At 58.3% G+C, this 19,111-nt stretch carries 13 protein-coding genes; 5 read left to right on the top strand and 8 right to left on the bottom strand.

Annotated elements, in window-relative coordinates; genetic code table 11:
* From AP428_RS37565 to AP428_RS29510, 7 genes are all read right to left on the bottom strand, one after another.
* Positions 1–253: hypothetical protein (locus tag AP428_RS37565; protein WP_231691717.1), on the bottom strand; the 253-nt coding region annotated here is incomplete at its 3' end.
* The gene (locus AP428_RS29535) at positions 246–3,584 is read right to left on the bottom strand and encodes a non-ribosomal peptide synthetase (RefSeq protein ID WP_125381108.1); all 3,339 of its coding nucleotides are present in this window, start codon (positions 3,582–3,584) and stop codon (positions 246–248) included. The genes AP428_RS37565 and AP428_RS29535, both read right to left, overlap by 8 nt.
* Positions 3,585–3,683: 99 nt before the next feature.
* Positions 3,684–3,953, bottom strand: a complete 270-nt coding sequence (locus AP428_RS29530; protein WP_054928464.1) for an acyl carrier protein — start codon at positions 3,951–3,953, stop codon at positions 3,684–3,686.
* Between the two features lie 30 nt (positions 3,954–3,983).
* Positions 3,984–5,642, bottom strand: a complete 1,659-nt coding sequence (locus AP428_RS29525) for a fatty acyl-AMP ligase (protein ID WP_082409457.1) — start codon at positions 5,640–5,642, stop codon at positions 3,984–3,986.
* A 41-nt stretch (positions 5,643–5,683) separates the two neighbouring features.
* The gene (locus tag AP428_RS29520) at positions 5,684–6,406 is read right to left on the bottom strand and encodes a 2OG-Fe dioxygenase family protein (protein ID WP_054928462.1); all 723 of its coding nucleotides are present in this window, start codon (positions 6,404–6,406) and stop codon (positions 5,684–5,686) included.
* Positions 6,407–6,429: 23 nt separating this feature from the next.
* Positions 6,430–7,449 carry a TauD/TfdA family dioxygenase gene (locus AP428_RS29515; protein ID WP_054928461.1) on the bottom strand — a complete coding sequence of 340 codons (1,020 nt, stop codon included), beginning with the start codon at positions 7,447–7,449 and terminating at the stop codon, positions 6,430–6,432.
* Between the two features lie 94 nt (positions 7,450–7,543).
* Positions 7,544–8,743: an argininosuccinate synthase-related protein gene (locus AP428_RS29510; protein ID WP_054928460.1), complete on the bottom strand. Its 1,200-nt coding sequence runs from the start codon at positions 8,741–8,743 to the stop codon at positions 7,544–7,546.
* 1,032 nt (positions 8,744–9,775) lie between these two features.
* On the opposite strand from AP428_RS29510, the gene AP428_RS29505 reads away from it, so the two are divergent.
* The 3 genes from AP428_RS29505 to AP428_RS36950 all read left to right on the top strand — a co-directional run bounded on the left by AP428_RS29505 (position 9,776) and on the right by AP428_RS36950 (position 14,361).
* The gene (locus AP428_RS29505) at positions 9,776–12,172 is read left to right on the top strand and encodes a penicillin acylase family protein (RefSeq protein WP_054928459.1); all 2,397 of its coding nucleotides are present in this window, start codon (positions 9,776–9,778) and stop codon (positions 12,170–12,172) included.
* A 45-nt stretch (positions 12,173–12,217) separates the two neighbouring features.
* Positions 12,218–13,465 carry a serine hydroxymethyltransferase gene (glyA, locus tag AP428_RS29500; RefSeq protein WP_054928458.1) on the top strand — a complete coding sequence of 416 codons (1,248 nt, stop codon included), beginning with the start codon at positions 12,218–12,220 and terminating at the stop codon, positions 13,463–13,465.
* A gap of 143 nt (positions 13,466–13,608) precedes the next feature.
* Positions 13,609–14,361: a hypothetical protein gene (locus tag AP428_RS36950; RefSeq protein WP_125381109.1), complete on the top strand. Its 753-nt coding sequence runs from the start codon at positions 13,609–13,611 to the stop codon at positions 14,359–14,361.
* A gap of 240 nt (positions 14,362–14,601) precedes the next feature.
* Here the strand turns inward: AP428_RS36950 and AP428_RS29495 are convergent, their stop codons facing one another.
* Positions 14,602–16,374, bottom strand: coding sequence for a phage integrase family protein (locus AP428_RS29495; protein WP_054928457.1), 1,773 nt, complete (start codon positions 16,372–16,374; stop codon positions 14,602–14,604).
* A gap of 612 nt (positions 16,375–16,986) precedes the next feature.
* On the opposite strand from AP428_RS29495, the gene AP428_RS29490 reads away from it, so the two are divergent.
* Together AP428_RS29490 and AP428_RS29485 are read left to right on the top strand one after the other, a co-directional pair.
* Entirely contained in the window at positions 16,987–17,625 is a 639-nt protein-coding gene (locus tag AP428_RS29490; RefSeq protein ID WP_054928456.1) for a hypothetical protein, read from the top strand.
* A complete protein-coding gene (locus AP428_RS29485; RefSeq protein WP_054928455.1) occupies positions 17,625–18,758 on the top strand; it encodes a hypothetical protein in 1,134 nt (377 codons plus the stop codon). The genes AP428_RS29490 and AP428_RS29485 overlap by 1 nt, the downstream gene beginning before the upstream one ends.
* Positions 18,759–19,111: the final 353 nt, after the last annotated feature.

The raw sequence follows: 19,111 nt of genomic DNA, 5'->3' as shown, positions 1-19,111 counted from the left end.
TCGCCCGGTCGAGCCGGCCCGTCAGTCGCAAGCCGGCGGGGATGTGGTACGCCAGGCTGGCGGCCGGATCCAGCTGGGCAAGGAACCATAGCCGTTGCTGAGACCACGAGGCCTCCAGCGGCTTGTTCCGCTCAGTACGTCCGATAGCCGTGGCCTTCGCACTAACTGCGGGAGCCACTGAATGCCGTTGCTTGAGTCGTTCCAGCAGCGCTGCGCGTACCAGACGGTCTTGTGTCGAAAGTTGCTTATCCATGGGTGTGCCCCTTCCGAACTAGCGCGCGCAGATCATCGTCGGGGAGCGAGCGGAGTTCATTTTCGATCATTGCGATATCCACTTCGGAATAGCGCATCAACTGCAGCGAGACAACGAGATCGGCCAATGCGACGAGGCTGGTATTGTCGAAGAGCGTTCGTAGCGGGATATCGATCTCAAAGCGATCACGGATTCGCGCCGTCAATTGAACGGCAAGAAGTGAGTGGCCACCCAATTCAAAGAAGTCGTCGTACCTTCCCACGCGATCGACATGCAGCAATTCCATCCAGAGCATTGCGAGTTCACTTTCCACGGCACCCTCAGGCGCCGCATATATGCGCTCAGTCATTGCCGTGGCATCTGGAGCTGGTAGCGCGCCTCGATTCAACTTTCCATTCTTTGTCAGCGGCAAGGCAGGCATTGTCACGAATGCGCTGGGAACCATATATTCCGGCAGTCTGTGGAGCAGATGCTCGCGCAGTTGCTGGACCGAAAGCTCCGCGTCGTCCTTCGCCGTGACATAAGCCGCCAGTCGCTTCTCGCCCGATACGTCCTCGCGTGCAATGACCGCGACGTCCTGTACGTCTGGATGTGCGGCGAGCTTGGTCTCGATCTCCCCCAACTCGATGCGAAAGCCTCGGATCTTTACCTGAAAGTCATTGCGCCCCAGAAACTCCAGCTCACCGTCCGCTGTGAAGCGGCCCAGGTCTCCCGTTTTGTAAAGTCTGGAATCTGGGTCGCCGCAGAACGGATCGTGCGTGAAGCGCTCCGCGCTCAGGTCTGGCAGATTCATGTATCCGCGCGCAACACATCGACCGCCGATATGAATCTCGCCCGTTACCCCGATTGGCACGGGCCGGCGCTCATCGTCGAGGACGTAGATGCGATAGCCAGCTATCGGCTTGCCGCAAATGCCGCGCAGCGCCGTGACTTCCGATTCCGCCGGCACGGCGTAATACGTCGCGTGCACCGTGCTCTCGGTGGCGCCGTACATATTCACGATCGTGGTCCGCGACGGGTTATTGCGCGCAAACCAGCGCTCGACGGTATGTAATTCCAGGGCCTCGCCGGCGAATATAATCTGCCGCAGCGAATGGGTGCGGGCGCTCTCACCCTGAACGGCGACCAGTTGTCGGAAAGCACTGGGCGTCTGGCTCAATACGGTGACGCGTTGCTGGCACAGCAAGTCGTAGAATGCCGAGGGATCCCGCGCGCAGGTCGTAGGCACGATGATGAGGCGGCCACCATGCAACAGCGCTCCCCACATTTCCCAAACGGAAAAATCGAAGCCAAATGAATGAAACAGCGTCCAGACGTCCGACGGACCGAACTGAAACCGTGCCTGTGCTCCGCCGAAGATACGCGGAATTCCAGCATGCTCGATCATCACGCCCTTCGGACGGCCCGTGGAACCCGACGTGTAGATAACGTAAGCAAGCTGCGTTGGTTTGATGCCGAGTGCTTGCGGATCCGGATTCACGGCAGGCATGCTCTCTAGAAGATCGACCTGCGTGTGATCGTCGATATGGACCGCCGGGATATCGACTTTGGGCAGTAAATCGCGAAGGCTGATTTGAGTTACCAGCGCTGAAGCCGCGCAGTCCGCAAGCATGTGTGTGAGACGGTCGACAGGTTGCCCCGGATCCAGAGGCACATAAGCACCGCCTGCCTTTAAAATGCCTAGTAGGCCAACAATCATCGACGGGCCGCGCTCAAGACATATAGCAACGCAGTTGCCTTGCTTTATGCCTAGTTCGATCAGCAGATGGGCGAGCCGGTTGGCTCGTGCGTTGAGTTCGCCATAGCTCAGGACCTCGTTCTCGTAGATAACGGCTATTGCATCGGGGCGTGCTGCTGCATGTGCCTCGAACGGTAAATGTATCAGTGTGTCATATGGGTAATCTACCTTCCGACCGCTGAACTGATCGATCAATAGTTGGTACTCGCTTTGAGGCAGGATTTCAAGTGATCCGACTCGAGTGGATGGACTGGCCACCATGCTCGCGAGCACGGTCTCGAATCGTGCCGCCATCCTTGCAATCGACGTTGCATCGAGCCTGTCGGGATCGTACTTGAAACAACAGTGGATCTGTTCGCCCGCCTCGATGGCTTCCACGATCAGCGGCACGTCGCTCAGACGCCCGCTGTACGGGACAGCGCAAGGCGTTACCGACATGCCGGCCCACTGCGTCGGCCCCGCATCTTGAGCCTTGGCGAGCAATGTCAAAAGCTCCGATCCCTCGCGTGCATTCTGGAAGGCAAACATCGTTTGGAAGATCGGATGTTCTTTGCTGTCGCGTGCGGGAACCAGGTCTTCCACTAGCAGCGAGAACGGAAACTGCTGACGCGCCATCCCGCGCAGGGCCTCGCTGCGCACGTCACGCATGACCGACGCGACGGTCGCCTCGCGGCGGAATCGGGTACGCAAAGCGATCGGGTTGACGAAATCGCCCACGACGCCATCCCATTCGACTCCCGTACGTCCGGGCATCGGAATGCCTACCACCACATCGTCTTGCCCGGTGTGCCGGTGCAGGAATATCTGATACGCGGTCAGCATCGTGATAAATAGCGTCGCCGATTGTTGATGCGCAAGCGCTCTCAATTGGCGGGTCAGGGCTGAAGAGAGCGCTATTGTCAGCCTGGCCTCGTCGCCACTCGATAGTTCGGGACGCGGACGATCATAGGGAAACTGCAGTGCTGGTGCGTCGGCGAGTTGGTCGCGCCAGTAGTTGCGCTGCTCCTCTGCCACGACGCTGCTTAACCACCTGCGCTGATCGGCAACGTATCTGAAATAGGCAGGGTTCTCAGCATCCACTGACGAGGTAGGCTGCAACAGGTCAGCGTCTACCATCAGCGCATCGAACTCTTTAAGCAACTGCCAGTAAGACCAGCCGTCAACGACTAGATGGTCGAAAACAAGGAGCAACGTCGATTCGCCTTCCGATCTTTCGAACAAGGTGGCCTTAAGCCGCGGCTCCCCGATACGGTCGAACGAATGACGGCAAGCTTGAAGAAGCTTGATCTGAAAGCTTTCGGCGTCGAGATCTCGGCTGTCGATGACTTCCAACGGATCGGCATCTATCTTTGCGACCGTCTGGACGACGTTGCCGCCACCCTCGGCAATCTCCACTCGCAACATAGGGTGCCGATCGATCAGAAATCTCAACGCGGACGTGATGGACGCGACAGGGGTTGCGCCAAGTATGTTGACGGCAAACGCGTTGTTGAGCCTCCCAGGCGTGGACGAATTGAGTTGTCGATAGAACCAACGGCTACGCTGGCCTACAGACAGAGGACTCTGGACGGTAATGCGAACATGGTCGTGCATGAGTGCTCGGGTCAAGTAGTTAGGTGCCGAGATGGCGCGGTACGCCAAGCGCTGCGCTGTCAGTCAGCGGCATCGATGGTCGTGGCCGATGACGGTTATTCAGCATTGCGTGCACAAAAACGCTGCGAGGTCGCCAGGTGTGGGGTAGTCATAGAGCCATTCGACGTCGATCGCCGTACCCAGCTGCTCCTCGAGCCGAGCTGCGAAGCGAAAGCTGGTGAGAGAATCCAGCCCAAGTTCATCGAATCGTCCGATTGGCGATAGCGTTTCGGCGTCGCAATCGAGTATGCCGGCCAGTGCGGTGATGATCTGGCCTTCTAGCGCGGTCCGCGTCTGATCGGCGGGTTCATGATCGGTTACAGGCTGCATGGTTTCTTGTTGATTTGAATGATGGGGTAGTCAAGCCACGGCCGGGGAATTTTTGCCCTGCTCGTATTCCGATCGGCACTGCGATCGACGCACCTTCCCACTTGATGTCTTTGGTAGTGCGCCGGGTTTCAGGAACTGCACGTCGTGGACGTTCACGCGATGACTCCTGCTGATGGCGCTTCGTATGGCGGATACGACCTGCGGCCAATCATCGACGCGCCGCAGCCAATCCCGTTCCAATTCAGCCACGATGACCAGGTGCTCGCCTTCCTGATCGCTCAGCGAGAAAGCGGCGCTACCCCGTGGGCGCAAGGCCTCGTGGCTGCTCTCCACCTCGTCCTCGAGATCTTGTGGCGCGTAGTTCTTACCGTTAATGATGATGAGGTCCTTGAGCCGCCCTGTCACATACAAGCAGTTGTCTTTCCAATAACCCAAGTCCCCGGTACGGAGATACTTGGCATCGGGCTGGCCGGGCAGGGTCGCTTGAAAGGTCTCGTGAGTGAGCTCAGGGCGCATCCAGTAGCCTTGAGCAACGCTAGGACCGGAGGCCCATATCTCGCCAACCTCGCCTTCTTCTAGCGCGATGCGCGTGTCCGGATCAACGATGGCGATACGCGTCGAGCGCCGCGGGTACCCGCATCCCATGGGGGATTTGGAGTCCTCACGCGCGGCGTCGAGGGCGTCCACTGCATGGTTTCCCGTGATGAACAGCGTTGACTCCGCCATGCCGTAGCAAGGAAAAAAAGCGCTGGCGTTGAACCCCAAGGGTTGAAACGCTGCACAGAAGCGCTCAACCGTGGATCGCCGAATCGGCTCAGCGCCACAGAACGCGACCGACCACTTCGATAGGTCGACCGATTTCATCACGTGATGGTCGCGAGCTTTGACGGCCAGCTCATACATGAAATTCGGGCCGCCGCTTACGGTGATCTGATAGGCAGAAATGAGCTGAATCCATTGTTCGGGATGTTGTGCGCACTCCACGGGCGACATGATGGTAGCTGGGCACCCCGCGAACATCGGTTGCAGAACGCCTCCGATCAACCCCATGTCGTGAAATAACGGCAATGCGGTAAGGACTGACGACTCATGCGTAATCGCCATCGCGTCGTTGATTTCGCCACTGTTGTGCGTGAGATTGCCGTGCGTGACAACGACCCCTTTGGGATCTCCGGTGGATCCGGAGGTGTACTGGAGGAATGCAATGTCGTTCTTCTCGGGAACGACAATGACTGCGCACTCGCTCGAGCCGCGAGCCTGCATTGCTCTCTTGGTCTCTTCGCTACGTAGATCGATCGCGAGGAGTGGCGAACCGTTGGCGTGTATGCGGACAGACTCGAATTCGGCACTGTCGAAGATCACGGCGGTCGCGCGCGCGTCGGTGGCTAGGCGTTCCATGCGATCGGACAAGAGTAGCTTGCGTGGTATGGCCGTGGGAACGGCGATGACTTGGGCAAGCAAACACGCGTAGAAAGCAATGACGAAATCGCGTTGAGCCCTCAAAGCGAGCAATACGCGCTGGCCTTCGAGCCCCTTGTCGCGCAACAGTGCGGCCAACGATGAGGCGTAGTTCCATAGGTCGAGATAGGTGAGTTCTTCCGGGAGCGAATCGCCGGAAAGGAACCGATATGCCAATCGATCAGGAGTACTATTGGATCGTTCTAAAAGAATCTTAGTAAATGGTGCCATATTGTCTCAACGCAATATTAGATCGCCAATGATCGGACGCGCTACGTTTGAGCTGTAAACATGGCAATCAGAACATCCCGATAGCCCGGCATGGTGGCCACTGCTGGAGTAATGGGGCGCACAGCGTGCTTCATCCTCCTATCGTCGAGGAAAATGTAGTCTCCGGGACGTTTCAGTGTTACCTGCGAAAGCTCACGATCGGTTATTCCACAGTAAGTTCCACTTTCACCCCCTACGACATTGTTGCGATTGATGAGCAGCGACAGCACGAAGTCGACGCCATCGCGATGCATGCCTTCCGGCGTTGGCTTTCCGAGTTCCCCGGTTCGTGCGTAGATCCGATTCTGAAATACCTGTATCAACCACGTTCCGGACTCGTGCGCTTGAGGAATCAGCGCATGAAAGCGGCCGAGGATTGAGCGAAAGGCCGTGTTGCGCTTGATCCGAGGTTCGATGGAAGAGTAGTGTCGATCGATGCCTCCGTTCAGGTGGTTGTAGTCTTTGCTTTGGCGGTAGGTAGTGGTCGCCAATTCTTCAATGTCATGCGCATTCTCGGTCTGCCGAAATTCGGCGAAGCGTCTGTGCCGATATCGTCCCCGATCGGCCATGTAGTCGTCCACGGGCATGTCGTTCCAGCTGTCGGCAAATTGCTTCCAGTCGGTGGTTTCCGTCAGATCTTCCGCAAATAGATCGCTGGTGTTCCCGTGGATGTGTCCCGCGGTGGACAAGGCATCCCGCAAATGAATGTCGCTTTTGATAGCCACGCTGTTTCCCTATTCCGATTTGATTAACCTCGCGCTGCGGGCACAGTGGGCCCGCACGCATCGACGTGCAGCAGTTCGCCCATGGCTACGACCACCCGCCGAGCGCCTTTGAAGGTATCGCGGCCATGTGCCGCCAACAGGTTGTCGATCAACATGACGTCACCGGGCTGCCATGGCTCGCGGCATGCGTTTCGCTCGTACGTGTCGTTCAAGATGTCCATTTCGACTTGGGGAATGGGTTGCCCGTCGCCGTAGCACGTATCGAACGGCAACTGGTCGTGGCCGAATGAACTGGCCAGGATGCTTCTGACGTTGGCATCAAGAGACCATCTGCTCCAAAAGCTCATATGCCCGAACAGCGCTTCGTCACCGGTAGTGGGGTGCTTAACGACCGCGGCTCGTCTCTGAGTGGTACGCAGGGTGCCATTCGGCAACCACTCATGCCCGATCTCGTTGTCGTTACAGAACCTTGCAATGTTCGCACGGTCGGTGCTTTCAAAAGCACTCTCCAACGTCTGACCTATGTGGGCGTGATAGTGGCGGGTCAATAGCCACCCGTGAGCACGGTATTTATTACTGACCTCAGGCGGCAACTGGGCGAGCACCTTCCGCGTATCTGCTACGACCGTGCAGCCACCAGCGGTCGGCGCTTCGAGACACGCGAACAGGAGCACCCCCGGGAATTCCAGCGCATAACTGTTCTCGTTGTGGAAACCAATGCGATGCGCGGGAGGGAGATCGTTGGCGGAATACACCTGATCTCCGAAGTGAGTTCGCTGGGCGGTGCGCTCGCGATTCACGGCGATATCCTTGATCAAGGCGTCGCGAGCGAGACCGACGTCTGCCGCTGAGCCGATCGGCAGGTGTTTGATCATAAGGAAACCGTGCCGGTGCAGCGAGCGGCGAATAGTCGGAGCACGGTCGCGTAACCAGCTTTGAGCCGCACGCATGTTTTCGAACGCTGGCACCCTAATCAACGGCATGCCGCCGGCGCTCCGTTCCACGGCAAGGGCTTGATCGCAATCCATCAGATCGGTAGTCATGAAATGTCGATGAGTGGCGTCGGGTCGATGGCTATCCCATGAGGCTCAGGCTGAGCTCCCATGACGCACGATAATCGGATATCGGTCTCGGGCGTCAGGATTCGACAGCCATCTCGAGTTCCCGGCTTCCGCGTGCACGTGCGACCAGCTTTTCCCATTGATCGCGGTCCGTCAGATAGCGCGGAGAGTCGGCGCGGATTGCGCACACATCCGCGACGCCGGGACGCAATTTGAATTTGACTGTCCCGCTGACTTGCTTGCTTATTTCGGCGACGAAACTGTTCGCCGCCAGCCGCAAGGACCCGTACCAGCGCCCTTCAACGGCCTCCCGTACCCACAATTGCTCGATCACAAGTTTCTCGCGCAGCAGCTCTGCGTCGAGCGTCGCAGTCTCGAGATGGCGGAATGCGTCCATCAGGACGTTGGCGGCTGGCGTCTCACGCACTTCGAGCACCTTCTCGCCCTGCTCGAGGTGCTCGAGGCCCGCATGGCGACCGATGCCGAACATGCCAGCGGTCTCGTTTGCGAGTGCGATGAGTTCAACCGGCGGCAATGCCGTGCCATTCAACGCAACCGGTCGACCTCGCTCGAACGTGAGTGATAGGTGCGTATCGACGCCGACCAGGCTGCGTGGTTCCGTCCACCGAAAAAGGGCTTGCGGTACCTCGAAGCCTTCGGGGTTGTCGAGCATGCCCGACTCGAATTCCCGACACCAAAGGTTTGCGTCGCCGCTGACCGACCGGGCCTCGAAATGCCGCAGCCCGTGGGCTGCCAATTCGGAGATCTTCTGCGGACGCGATATCGCGGAGTATTCGTATGGAGTTCCAAAGAAGCCCGGGTAGCCGAGCTGCGAAATCGCGCCGTTTAGCCGTCGAAGACTATTTTGCGATTGGTTCGCCGTATGCACGATCGCGTCGCAGCCGAGTTTTGACGCTGTTTCAACCGCAATCTTCGCGATGATGGGCCTCGATAGAGACGAGCTAATCGGGTAGATACCCATATATCGCGCGTTGGCGGCAATCGCGGGCAGCACTGCTTGTTCCGCAAACATCTCGCGTCCATCGACTACCACCAGACGCGCTTGGAATTGCTGCGCAAGGTGCTCCAACTCGTCTTCGGTGCCACCTTCGCCGAGATCAACGGCCAGTGCAGTTACCCGACACTTTTTATTGGCCAATTGGCTCAATACGTAGGTGCTGTCTAGCCCGCCGCTAAACAAAGTCAGGACATGGTTGCAATGGCTAGCTATTAAATTCAGGTCTTGCAAGCTGCGAATAAGGTAGGAATTCCGCATCTGTGTGTTCGAAATGAATGGTTTTTTGAAAGACCACGTGCCTACATTCCTGTTGCCGCTGCGTTGTGATGCTCCGGACATTGAAGGCGAGCGCGTCCCTTCCGTGGAGGAAATCAAGCATCTTTAATGCGGATGCGTTTCAAGGGGAGAGGCGGCTTATTATGTTCGCTTGCAGTAGTGACAAACATTAGTGCGACAAATAGCACGTGTCAAACTTTGTTTGATGAGGGTTGTGGTATACGAGAGCTGTCAATCTGCTAATCTTATTCTTACACTATCGCCAGTGTGATGATCGGTTAAAATAGTAATGTAAATTAAAAGAAATGATTGAGTTAGGATCGGTTCACCATCTCGGTGCTAACGCGTGTGCTCAATAGTTTGAGTACTCTTGTGCGACATCGCAGCGAGCGCGCCGTACCCCGCGGTGATGTCTAGCCAGATTGGATGAGCTCACACTCCTGGCGTCGGTCTGTTTCGAAGGAGGTATTGGTGCATTGGCAGAGCCGTTGCCGTCCATGCCGGCGACCTGACTTATTTCCTAAATTCATTTCGTGCGGCGTTGCTGAATGGAAGACGTAATTTAATTGGTGGAAGTATGAAATATAAAAATCGCAATTTTAGTGGAATCACTCTAAAACTCGATACTCTCAAGAACTTGCGGGTAATTGGCCAGAGCCTGCGACGCTCTTAACCTGTTTGGCGAGATTTTTCCCATACCTCATTCTTGTTTTTAGAATAAATACTCTAATTCATGGCTTGTGCAAATAATTCGCCTGACTTTAAATGCGGCGCAAGCTTAAGCGCGTATGTCGGTATGTCGTTTTTTGATTCTCCGGCTCGAGAAGTGTCTATTGCGTGAGTCCCTTGTCAAAGCTGCACGTAGAGCAGAGAAGAAGGTGGTGGTCCTTATTGTGCAAAGGCACCGCTGTATTTTAGAACAGGCTGATCAGAGGTCTGCGCAGCACGTCGCGCACCGCAATCGGCTTCTGGCGCCGATCAACTTTGAATTTTTGAAACTATGGCGAAGTGCAAATGTCTGGTGTTTTGAGATCATGGCGTTGGATCATTTGCGTTGTCGCCGCGATATCGATGCTCTTGATGTCGCTCGCACTGTTTGTGTGGCGTTTCGTGGATGCCAGCCTTCCGATCGAGGACGGAACAATCGCAAGCGTTGGCTTGCAAGCGCCCGTCAGCGTCCAGCGGGACGCTGACGATGCGGTTCTGATCACCGGCGTCAACCGGGCCGACGTAGCTTTCGCCACCGGGTTTGTCCATGCGCAAGAGCGGTTCTTTCAAATGGACCTCTTGCGTCGAAATGCATCTGGAGAGCTTGCCGAACTGTTTGGCGCGAAGGCGCTGACCATAGACCGTGCGCATCGATTGTATAGGTTCAGGGCACGTGCAGAGGCCGTCCTCGCGACGTTGGAACCTGAGCAAAAGACTTTGCTCCAGCGTTATACGGCAGGAGTCAACGCAGGGCTTGCGAAGCTGCACGCGTGGCCGTTTGAGTACGGCGTGTTGATGCAACGTCCAAAGCCTTGGACTGAAGCCGATACGCTGCTGGTCATATGCTCCATGTACTTCGATCTACAGGGCGACCTCGTCCCTAGGAAGATTGCTCGAGGTTGGCTCAAGGATCATATGACCGATCAGCAAACGGCGTTCTTTCTCCCGACCGCCAGTGCGTTCGACGCGCCATTGGACGCAATAGCGTCGCCGTCGGCAATCGCCTCGATGCCCGCGTCGGCGCCAGCGTGGTTCGCTCCGGACGTTCGTCCGTCCCGGATTGCGGCTGTCGAGGCGACGCAGTCCGTTGGCAGCAACGCTTGGGCATTGGCCGGATGGCGCAGCAAAATGGGCAGCGCCCTCGTGTCCAACGATATGCATTTGAACCTCGCGTTGCCGAATACCTGGTTTCGGATGCAGCTCGTGTTCCGGGACGCGCAAGGCGCGAGGCGACACATCGAAGGCGCCTCCTTGCCTGGCGTTCCACTTGTAATTGTGGGCAGCAACGGACATATCGCTTGGGGTTTCACGAACAGCTACAGCGATAGCCTCGACCTCGTCGAAGTGCAATTCGACTCTCACGACGCCCTGCGATATCGTGATATGGACGGTTGGAAGACGGCGCACTGCTTCCTTGAAACAATCAGGGTGAGCGGCGCCGCGCCGGAAACGATGGCGGTCGTTGAAACAGAGGCTGGACCGATTCGCCAAATCGGCGGGCGGTTCTATGCAATCCATTGGGTGGCGCAGCAACTAGGCGCAGTTAATCTCGGGCTTGAGGGCATGGAAGAGGCTGGCGACGTGCGTGCGGCGCAAGCCGTTGCCTCTCGATCGGGGTTGCCCACGTTGAATTTCATAGTGGGTGATGCGCAGGGCCACATCGGTTGGACCATCGCCGGCCCGCTGCCAGACCGCGACGCATCTTTCGATTCCAGCTTTCCCTACCGTGCAGATCGACGGCAAACATGGACGGCATTGCGCACTCCGAATGCACATCCTAGTGTGAACGATCCCCAAGAAGGACAGATATGGAGTGCGAATAGTCGACAGTTGATGTCGGAAGAGTATCGTAAGATCGGCGATGGGGGTGCCGATCTCGGTGCGCGGGCTCGCCAGCTTCACGACGATCTGTCCGGCCTCGGCGATCGAGTAGACGAAGCGCTGGGCTACCAGGTCCTGGCTGACGATCGAGCGCTGTTCGTTGCGCCGTGGCGGCAGCGCGCCCTTACCGTCCTTGATGGCGCAGCACTTGCCAATCGCCCCGACCGGCAAGCGTTTCGCCGCTTGCTGGAAACGTCGTGGACCGGTCGAGCAAGTGTCGACTCAGTGGGTTACCGTCTTGCTCGCATGTTCATCGACGCCATTTACACCGAGCTGTTCGGTGCCGTCGACGGCGCTTTGCACGGGCTCGATCGACATGCGAGTTACGCGAAGGCGAATCCCCGCTGGCCGGTAGTCGCCGCTCGGCTCATTGACGAGAAGCCGGCGAACTGGCTGCCTGATGGCGAGAATTGGCGCGACCTTGAGCTCGAAGCGATCGACCTCGTGATTCGAAGCGCAACAGCGACAGATGGGGACTTGGCGAAGGCAACTTGGGGCAAGCGCAATACCACATCGATTCAGCATCCGTTCGCGACGATATGGCAGCCACTTGGCCGAATTCTCGGCGCGCCGAAGCAACCGATTGCCGGCGACGACAACATGCCGCGAGTGGCGGGCCCCGCCTTCGGCCCCTCCGAGCGCATGGTGGTATCGCCAGGCCACGAGGAACGTGGACTATTCGACATGCCTGGCGGCCAAAGCGGCAATCCGCTAAGCCCGCAGTTCCTTGCGGGGCACGACGCGTGGGTCAGTATGCGGCCCGGGCCGTTGTTACCCGGAAAACCGCAGCACGAATTGTCAATCGTGCCGCGAGGAGAGTAGAGCGATCGCAGATTTCCCCTTTGCGACGCCCAACAGGAGGGCAGATTGAGTTACAGCGATACTGAATTGCATTCCCTGCTCGACAAGGAGCTGGATCGCCAGCGCACGACGCTTTCGTTGATCGCATCGGAGAACATCGTAAGCGAGACGTTGCTTAACGCCATGGGGTCGAGCGTTGTTAATAAGACGGTCGAGGGGTTTCCCGGGCAGCGGTATCACGCGGGCTGTGAGGTGGCCGATGAACTGGAGGAATTGACGATCTCGCGCGCACGCGAGCTTTTCAGCGCGGGTTACGCGAATGTTCAGCCGCATTCGGGCACTCAAGCCAATCAGGCCGCGTTGGCCGCGACAGCGCGGCGCGGCGACCGGATACTTTCCATGACGCTGGCCGACGGCGGGCATCTAAGTCACGGCGCGCGGTTCAATCTTTCCGGCGTCTATTACGAGGCGCATCACTACTCGGTGGATCCGGCGACGGGCCTTATTGATCTCGACGCATTGCGCGACTTGGCGAAGGCGACACGACCGGCAGTCCTGATCGCCGGTGCGTCTTCGTATCCGCGCGACATCGACTATGCATCGTTTGCAGCGATTGCTCGGGAAGTCGGCGCGCAACTGCTTGTCGACATCGCTCACTTCGCGGGACTCGTCGCAGTCGGATTGCTTAACGATCCTGTGCCGTATGCCGACGTCGTTACCATGAGCACCTATAAAGGTTTGCGCGGACCGCGCGGCGGACTGATCGTCGCGAGAGACGCTGAACTCGCTGCTCGTCTGCGCCGCGGAGTCTTTCCCTTTTCGCAAGGCACACCCGCGATGAACATGATCGCTGCCAAGTCGGTGTGCTTGCATGAAGCACTGCAGCCCTCGTTTGCAGAGTATGGCCGTCGCACGCTCAAGAGCGCCTTGCGGTTGGCTGACGAGCTGCTTCGCTTGGGCGTGCCACTGATCAGTGGGGGGACGGATACGTCAATGCTCATGGTCGACTTGCGAGGCCGCTCGGTGAGTGGCGACTTGGTAACACGCCGGCTGGAGTCGATTGGATTGCTCGCCAATCGCAACCTTGTGCCGAATGACCCGCGCGGCCCCGGCGAGACTTCGGGCGTGCGGCTTTCGACTGCCGGCATCATGTCCAGAGGATTGCCGATCGAAAGCGTCGATGTCGTCGCCATGATCGTCGCCGCGGCATGTGCCGACCAGATGTCTGAGAGTATCGCGAAGGAATGTCATGACGAGATCCGCGCATTGTGCGAGGCCTGGCCATTGTCCGCGCGCGGAGCGCGTACGAACTGAGCAGCAGGCGACGCGCTACTTGAATACACCAGCGGCCATTCACAGACATACTTACGGCAGCCATACGGTGGCAAATTTGCTCACCTGCGCTGGCGTTGCTTATGTAACTGGGCGCTTCGCGATCGGTTTCGGAAGCTCCCAATATGGACCGTCTGCCTTTCTCGACACACGGTTTGGATGTGATGTTCGTCATTGAGCTCAATACTATCGCGATGCGAAAATTTGAAAATGAATCACTGGAGCGCAGAAGCCTCCTCAAATTTCCGATAAAGGGGGGAGTTGGCCAGTTCACAGTATCGAGAGTCCTGCTGGTCGGCCACGCCAGCGATAGGCGCGAAATCGAAATCGATAAGGTCTCCGTCTTATCCTTAACTGGAATCTCATTACATACAATCGATGAGGATATCTCTTTCCACCCCGACGTGAATTTGTGCTGCTCCATAGCACTCTTGATCGCGGTCGGTGCTCGAAAGAAACATGGTACCTCGGGCGAAGAGATATACGCTTCAGCGTATGGTGTAGGTTTGCTGCTGTTTAGATATCCGTCGAATATTCACTTGTTGTGCGAGCATGCTGGGACGAAAGATGTCGATCATCCACTTGAATTGGCAATTTGCACGTGTTTGAATCGCGCCTCGGATGTTGAATGCACAAGCAACCTCGTCTGGATAGACGTAAACAATCAACCGGTATACGCAATTCATCTAGACGAAACGCTACCGGACCTTTCTGAAGTATTAACTTTGATAACTAATGGAATAGGATTCTTACCGGGAGACTTGCTGTTGGTGGGGCAAACCGCGGTACCCGTTGCTGTAAAGCATGGCGACATTCTGCGCGGTGGAGTGGAAGGCGTGGCTAGCTTTCGCCTAAAGATTGGTGCTGACCAGAACTAGGAAATCCGTGAATGCCCCACCTCCGATCAAAATCGACATCAGGTTCAGTATAGCGTCTCCCGTCGCGTGGTGGCGGGTGCTAGCAACGTTGACTATATCCTGCGTGCCATCCTTGAGTTACTCGGACCTGCGGCATCAAAACGAGACAAGCGCGCACGTGACTGAACGTAGACCGAGCCCAGCACTGCCTCTTGTGCCGAGGTTGTGTTGCCGTCAGTCGATTCCGTACGATTCGGACGGCTACTGGGCCCGGCGGAGAATGATCTGGCGATGCGATCGGCGCGGAGGACACCGAAAGGCTGCACTGACTTGCCGTGCACGTTTTGCCTCTTCACTATGGAGATAGGTCGACGTGGTTGCCACGGACGCGTGACGCAGGTTGTCTCGTACCACAACCAGTTCCACGCCGGCGTCCAACGCGTGCGTTGCGTGCGTATGGCGCAGCCAGTGCGGGCTGGCGCGCCGAAGCTTGTCGGCCAGCGCTGGATGGCGGATGTTCACGCGTTCGGCGGTCTCCCGAAAGAACTCACCTAATACCTGCCGCAACCGCGTCGCACTGATGTGGGCGCCGCCAGGGCGTGCTGCACGATGGACCACATTGAGGTCGGCGACCAACGGAGTGGCCGGCTGCCATTGGGTGCGTGTGACCGGCAGACCCCGTGCCTTCAGCGTGCGCCGTAGCGCGTCCCGCGCGAGCGGCGGCAGGGCCACGCGCCCCGATTTCGCCCCTTTTCCCATTACCTCGAGCCATAACGCGCCGCGGGCGTCCGTCGCGATGTCGCCCAGCGTTGCGGCCACCAGTTCCTGCACGCGCAGGCCGGTCGCGTAGCCGAAGTCGAGCATAAACCGCAGCCGCTCGGCAGCCGGGGCGCTCCAGCCGGTCCGCTCGAGCTGGTCGGCTGCAGTTCGCACGACCCGCCACTCCCGGTCAGTCAACGCCCGCCCGGTATCGAACGGCGCGCGCGTTGCGCCGCCGCGGACGGTCACCCCCGCAAACGGATTGAGCACGACATAGTGCTGGCCGACCAACCACCCGAAGAGCGCGCGCAGGACGGCCAGCGCATAGGCTGTTGAGCGCGTTGTCAGGTGCCCGGCAAACGGGCGCCAGGCCGGTGTGGCGCGCGGGCACGGCGGCCCGATCCAGCGCGCGGCGGGCGTCGGACGTCGCAAGAAGGTGCGATAGGCGATCGCGTCGTCGGTGGTGAGCGATGAAAGTGGGACGCGCCGTTCCACGATCGCCCACAGCAACAGCCGCTCCGCCTCGCGCCGGTAGGCACGTGCGGTGTGCGCCGATTCGTGCAGTGTCAGCCAAGCCTCGATCGCCTGGTAGTCGTTGGACGCGGCGAGGCCGCAGGTGTCACGTGGGGCCCGGAAGCGGCCGTGTGAGCCATCGAGGGCCGCGGGCAGGGACTCAAGTGACCATAGTGGGACGAGTTGAGCCCCGTCGGCCTCGTAGGCGACGAGCGTAGCGGCGCGCTGGACCAACGCGTGATGGGCGGCCAGGAAAGTCTCGAGGCGTTGCGCGCCCTGACGGCCGAGGCCCGCAATGTTCCGCCACCAGCGCTTGCGCCGCGCCCGGTGCACGAGCAGGTCGGCGAGCGAGTTGATGTGGGCGGTGGCGAGGGCGCGTGCGGTGCGCGGCGGCAGCCACCGGTTCACGGGGTCGGCTGGCAGCGGTGCGGGAATGGGCGTGGTGCGCAGCACGTCGAGGGCGACAACGACCTGCGCTGCATGGCGGGTGCGGTCCGCGGCCGGGTGCGTGAACAGTGGAATCAGGTCGTCGCGCTGGCGGGCCGTCGCGCATGCGACGAGCTGACGACGGATGCGGCCCAGGAGGCCACGCGACGATTGTCCATCGGCCTTGCGGTGCGGCAGGTAGCGCGCGACCGCCGCGCGGGCGGTGAGGCCTTCATGCCAGGCGCGCAGGGCGGCCAGCGACGCGAGATCGGGCAGGGCTGTCCCAGCGAAATTTCCGTCGCCCGGCCGTGCGGAGGAGGTCGGGGCAGTACACATGCATCCAGTTTAGGTCGCCCACACGCACCATGCGATAAGAGTATTTATCGCAAACTGTTTTGGCCGATATTCACTGGCTTAGTCTAGAACAAAGCCGGAGGTAGGGATGCGCCGGCAGAGGCGTCGCTGGAGCGAAGCGGATAGGCCATGCAGTCGCGCATGGGCAGCCGCACCAGGGGCGGGCCAACGCTCCTATCTGTTCACGTACTGGGCGTGGCGAGTTGCATCGAACATTGCCATCGACCCGCAACAAGCCGTTGGAGGCGGAAGGTTCGGTTGTGATCGGATGGCTACGACGATCAAGATTCCCTTGGCTAGAGCGCCGTGTTCGCGACACATCCGAGACGAAAGGTTACGGTTGATGGACGTTTCGAATGATTTCGTCCAGCGTTAAGCGGATATTTAGTCAATCGTTTGCGAAGTCTCCGTGAAACGAAAGCAAACGTTTGAATTTCTGCTGATGCAATTTTTAAGCACGTATCCGTTGTTCGGTAGATCAATTTTTGGCATATTTTCTCGAATTTCAGTGCTTGTGCTATTGAATGCAGCAACTATGCCTCCACTTGACCTGGATAACAGGCGCAACGTCTTGTTCAAAACGAGGAGATATAAATGGTAGCGCCGCAGGACCACGAATACTCGGTGATGGGTGGCGCCAATCGAGCTAAAGTAGGTCGGCTCCTGAGCTTCGCCGCGAGCGCGATTTCCGGTGGCCTAGTCTTTGTTATTTTGCACTTTGTCGACTTGGCGAAGAAGTTCGGATGGAACGTCAACATTCCTCCAACCTTGCTGTCGCTGGTGGGCGCTGGCGCCGTCTTCGGTGCCCTGTACTGGGTGTTGAGTCAGTGGGCCTGGAAATGGTATGGCGTCGGCGCTTGGTTAAAAGTTCCGGTCCTTTCGGGTACGTGGGATTGTCAGGGAAAATCACTCGCTCCAGATGGAACGACCAGATTCGACTGGCATGGCGAGGTGAAGATTGTCCAGTCTTGGGACAAACTGCGGATCCGTATGACCACCGATACATCCGGTTCGAACAGCATCTCTGCGGCACTTGCTCACGACAGCGTCGACGGCGTCGTGTTGCTGTACCACTATCGGAATGACCCCCGGCCGGAGGCTACCGAATTGCGAACTCATACCGGGTGCTCTGTCATGACGATCGCCAAGGATCTTCGGTCCGCAACGGGTGAGTATTTCACTGGCCGCGGCCGTATGACTTTCGGCACGATGACTTGGACGAAGAGGAACTGATGACCACGGATATCAACAAACGTCTTTCGCAACTTAGGCAGCGGCGTACCGGTAGCTCATTTGCGACGGAATCGTTTTCTCGAGCGGATTCGGTTCACGCCGGCATTACCTTGGATGCGGCGGGCCCTGAGCCTTGGGAGACACGTGGAACTTCGAGTCAGCACTGGACAAAGTATGCGCTCGGCGCGATGACGGCGGTAGGCAAGAAGTACACCGACGTCAGCATCGCCAACGCGGACCGGGTAGCGGATCAGTTACGCGACCGGCTGCATGCCGCTGGTGTTAGCACCGAGTTTAAACTGCAGGGCTCCGTACCACTAGACGTCCATATCAGGCGTGTCAGCGACGTCGACCTTCTGACCATCCTGAAGAATTACAGTACATTCGCGCGGAGCGGGATCAAGGCAAGACAGGGAATCTACCGAAGCAATACTACCGAGACCAGCGAAGAAAGACTGGCAGGCCTTCGCGCGCAAGTCGAACTTGATCTACGAGCAGCTTTTCCGGCGGCCGACGTTGACATTTCCGGTGGTAAGGCAGTCAAGGTTTCCGGCGCCTCCCTTCAGCGCTCCGTGGATGTCGTGCCGGCGCACTGGATCGATACCGAGGCGTACCAGAGTAGTGGTAGGGAGGAGGACCGTGGCGTCAAGATTTACGATAAGAAGACTGGTGAGACAATCAGCAACCGCCCATTTCTGCACATTGCCCGGGTTGGTGGCCGCTGCGACTCGATCAAAGGCGGCCTTCGCAAGGCCATTCGCCTGTGCAAGAGTATGAAGGCGGACTCTGACCGGGAGATCAAGCTTTCAAGCTTCGATATTGCCTCGCTTATGTACCACGCCGACATGAGCGCACTACGCCTCGGACAGTTCACCGATCTGGCTGTTCTCGCCGAGACGCAGCGCCATCTGGACGCGGCTTGCAAGGATCGGGACTGGGCCGGCAAACTACTTGTCCCCGATGGCGGTCGTCGTATTTTTGACAGCCAGGAAAAGTGGCGCTGGCTTTTGAATTTGTCGCTTGAGATCGACGACCTCCTCAGCAACGTTTACAGAGAGGTCGTTCCCGGACAGCGTGACCCCAATCGACTGCTAAGCGAAAAACGTAACGTGGTTAAAGCGACGTCTATCTGAACCAGGCAAGCGCCGAGCGGATTCCGATCAGCAACCTGGATGTATTCGTTGGCAGCCGGACGTCATTTGGCCCCGGCCGCCCGAGATCCGGCTGGCGGCAAGCCTGGACGACCTGGATACGAGCGCTCGTTGGCGTGTGATTGATCGGGCGCACGCCAACGATAACGATGCCGTGACCAACACAGCCGGGACGGATGCGCACCAAGCTCTGTCGATACGCAAACACTTCCGCACTTATTTGACTCATCGGCTTTCGAGTGTGTAAATCCCTATTGTGCGACGATGGAAATGAAGATATGCCCAATGGACCATGCTATCCGTGACCAGCTGATATCAAATGTCAGTCTTTCATG

Source organism: Burkholderia sp. E168m22 (assembly GCF_001319805.1).
Classification (GTDB): Bacteria; Pseudomonadota; Gammaproteobacteria; order Burkholderiales; family Burkholderiaceae; genus Burkholderia; species Burkholderia orbicola.
The sequence above is the reverse complement of the archived record's forward strand: the minus strand, read 5'-3'. Positions and strand labels throughout refer to the sequence as shown.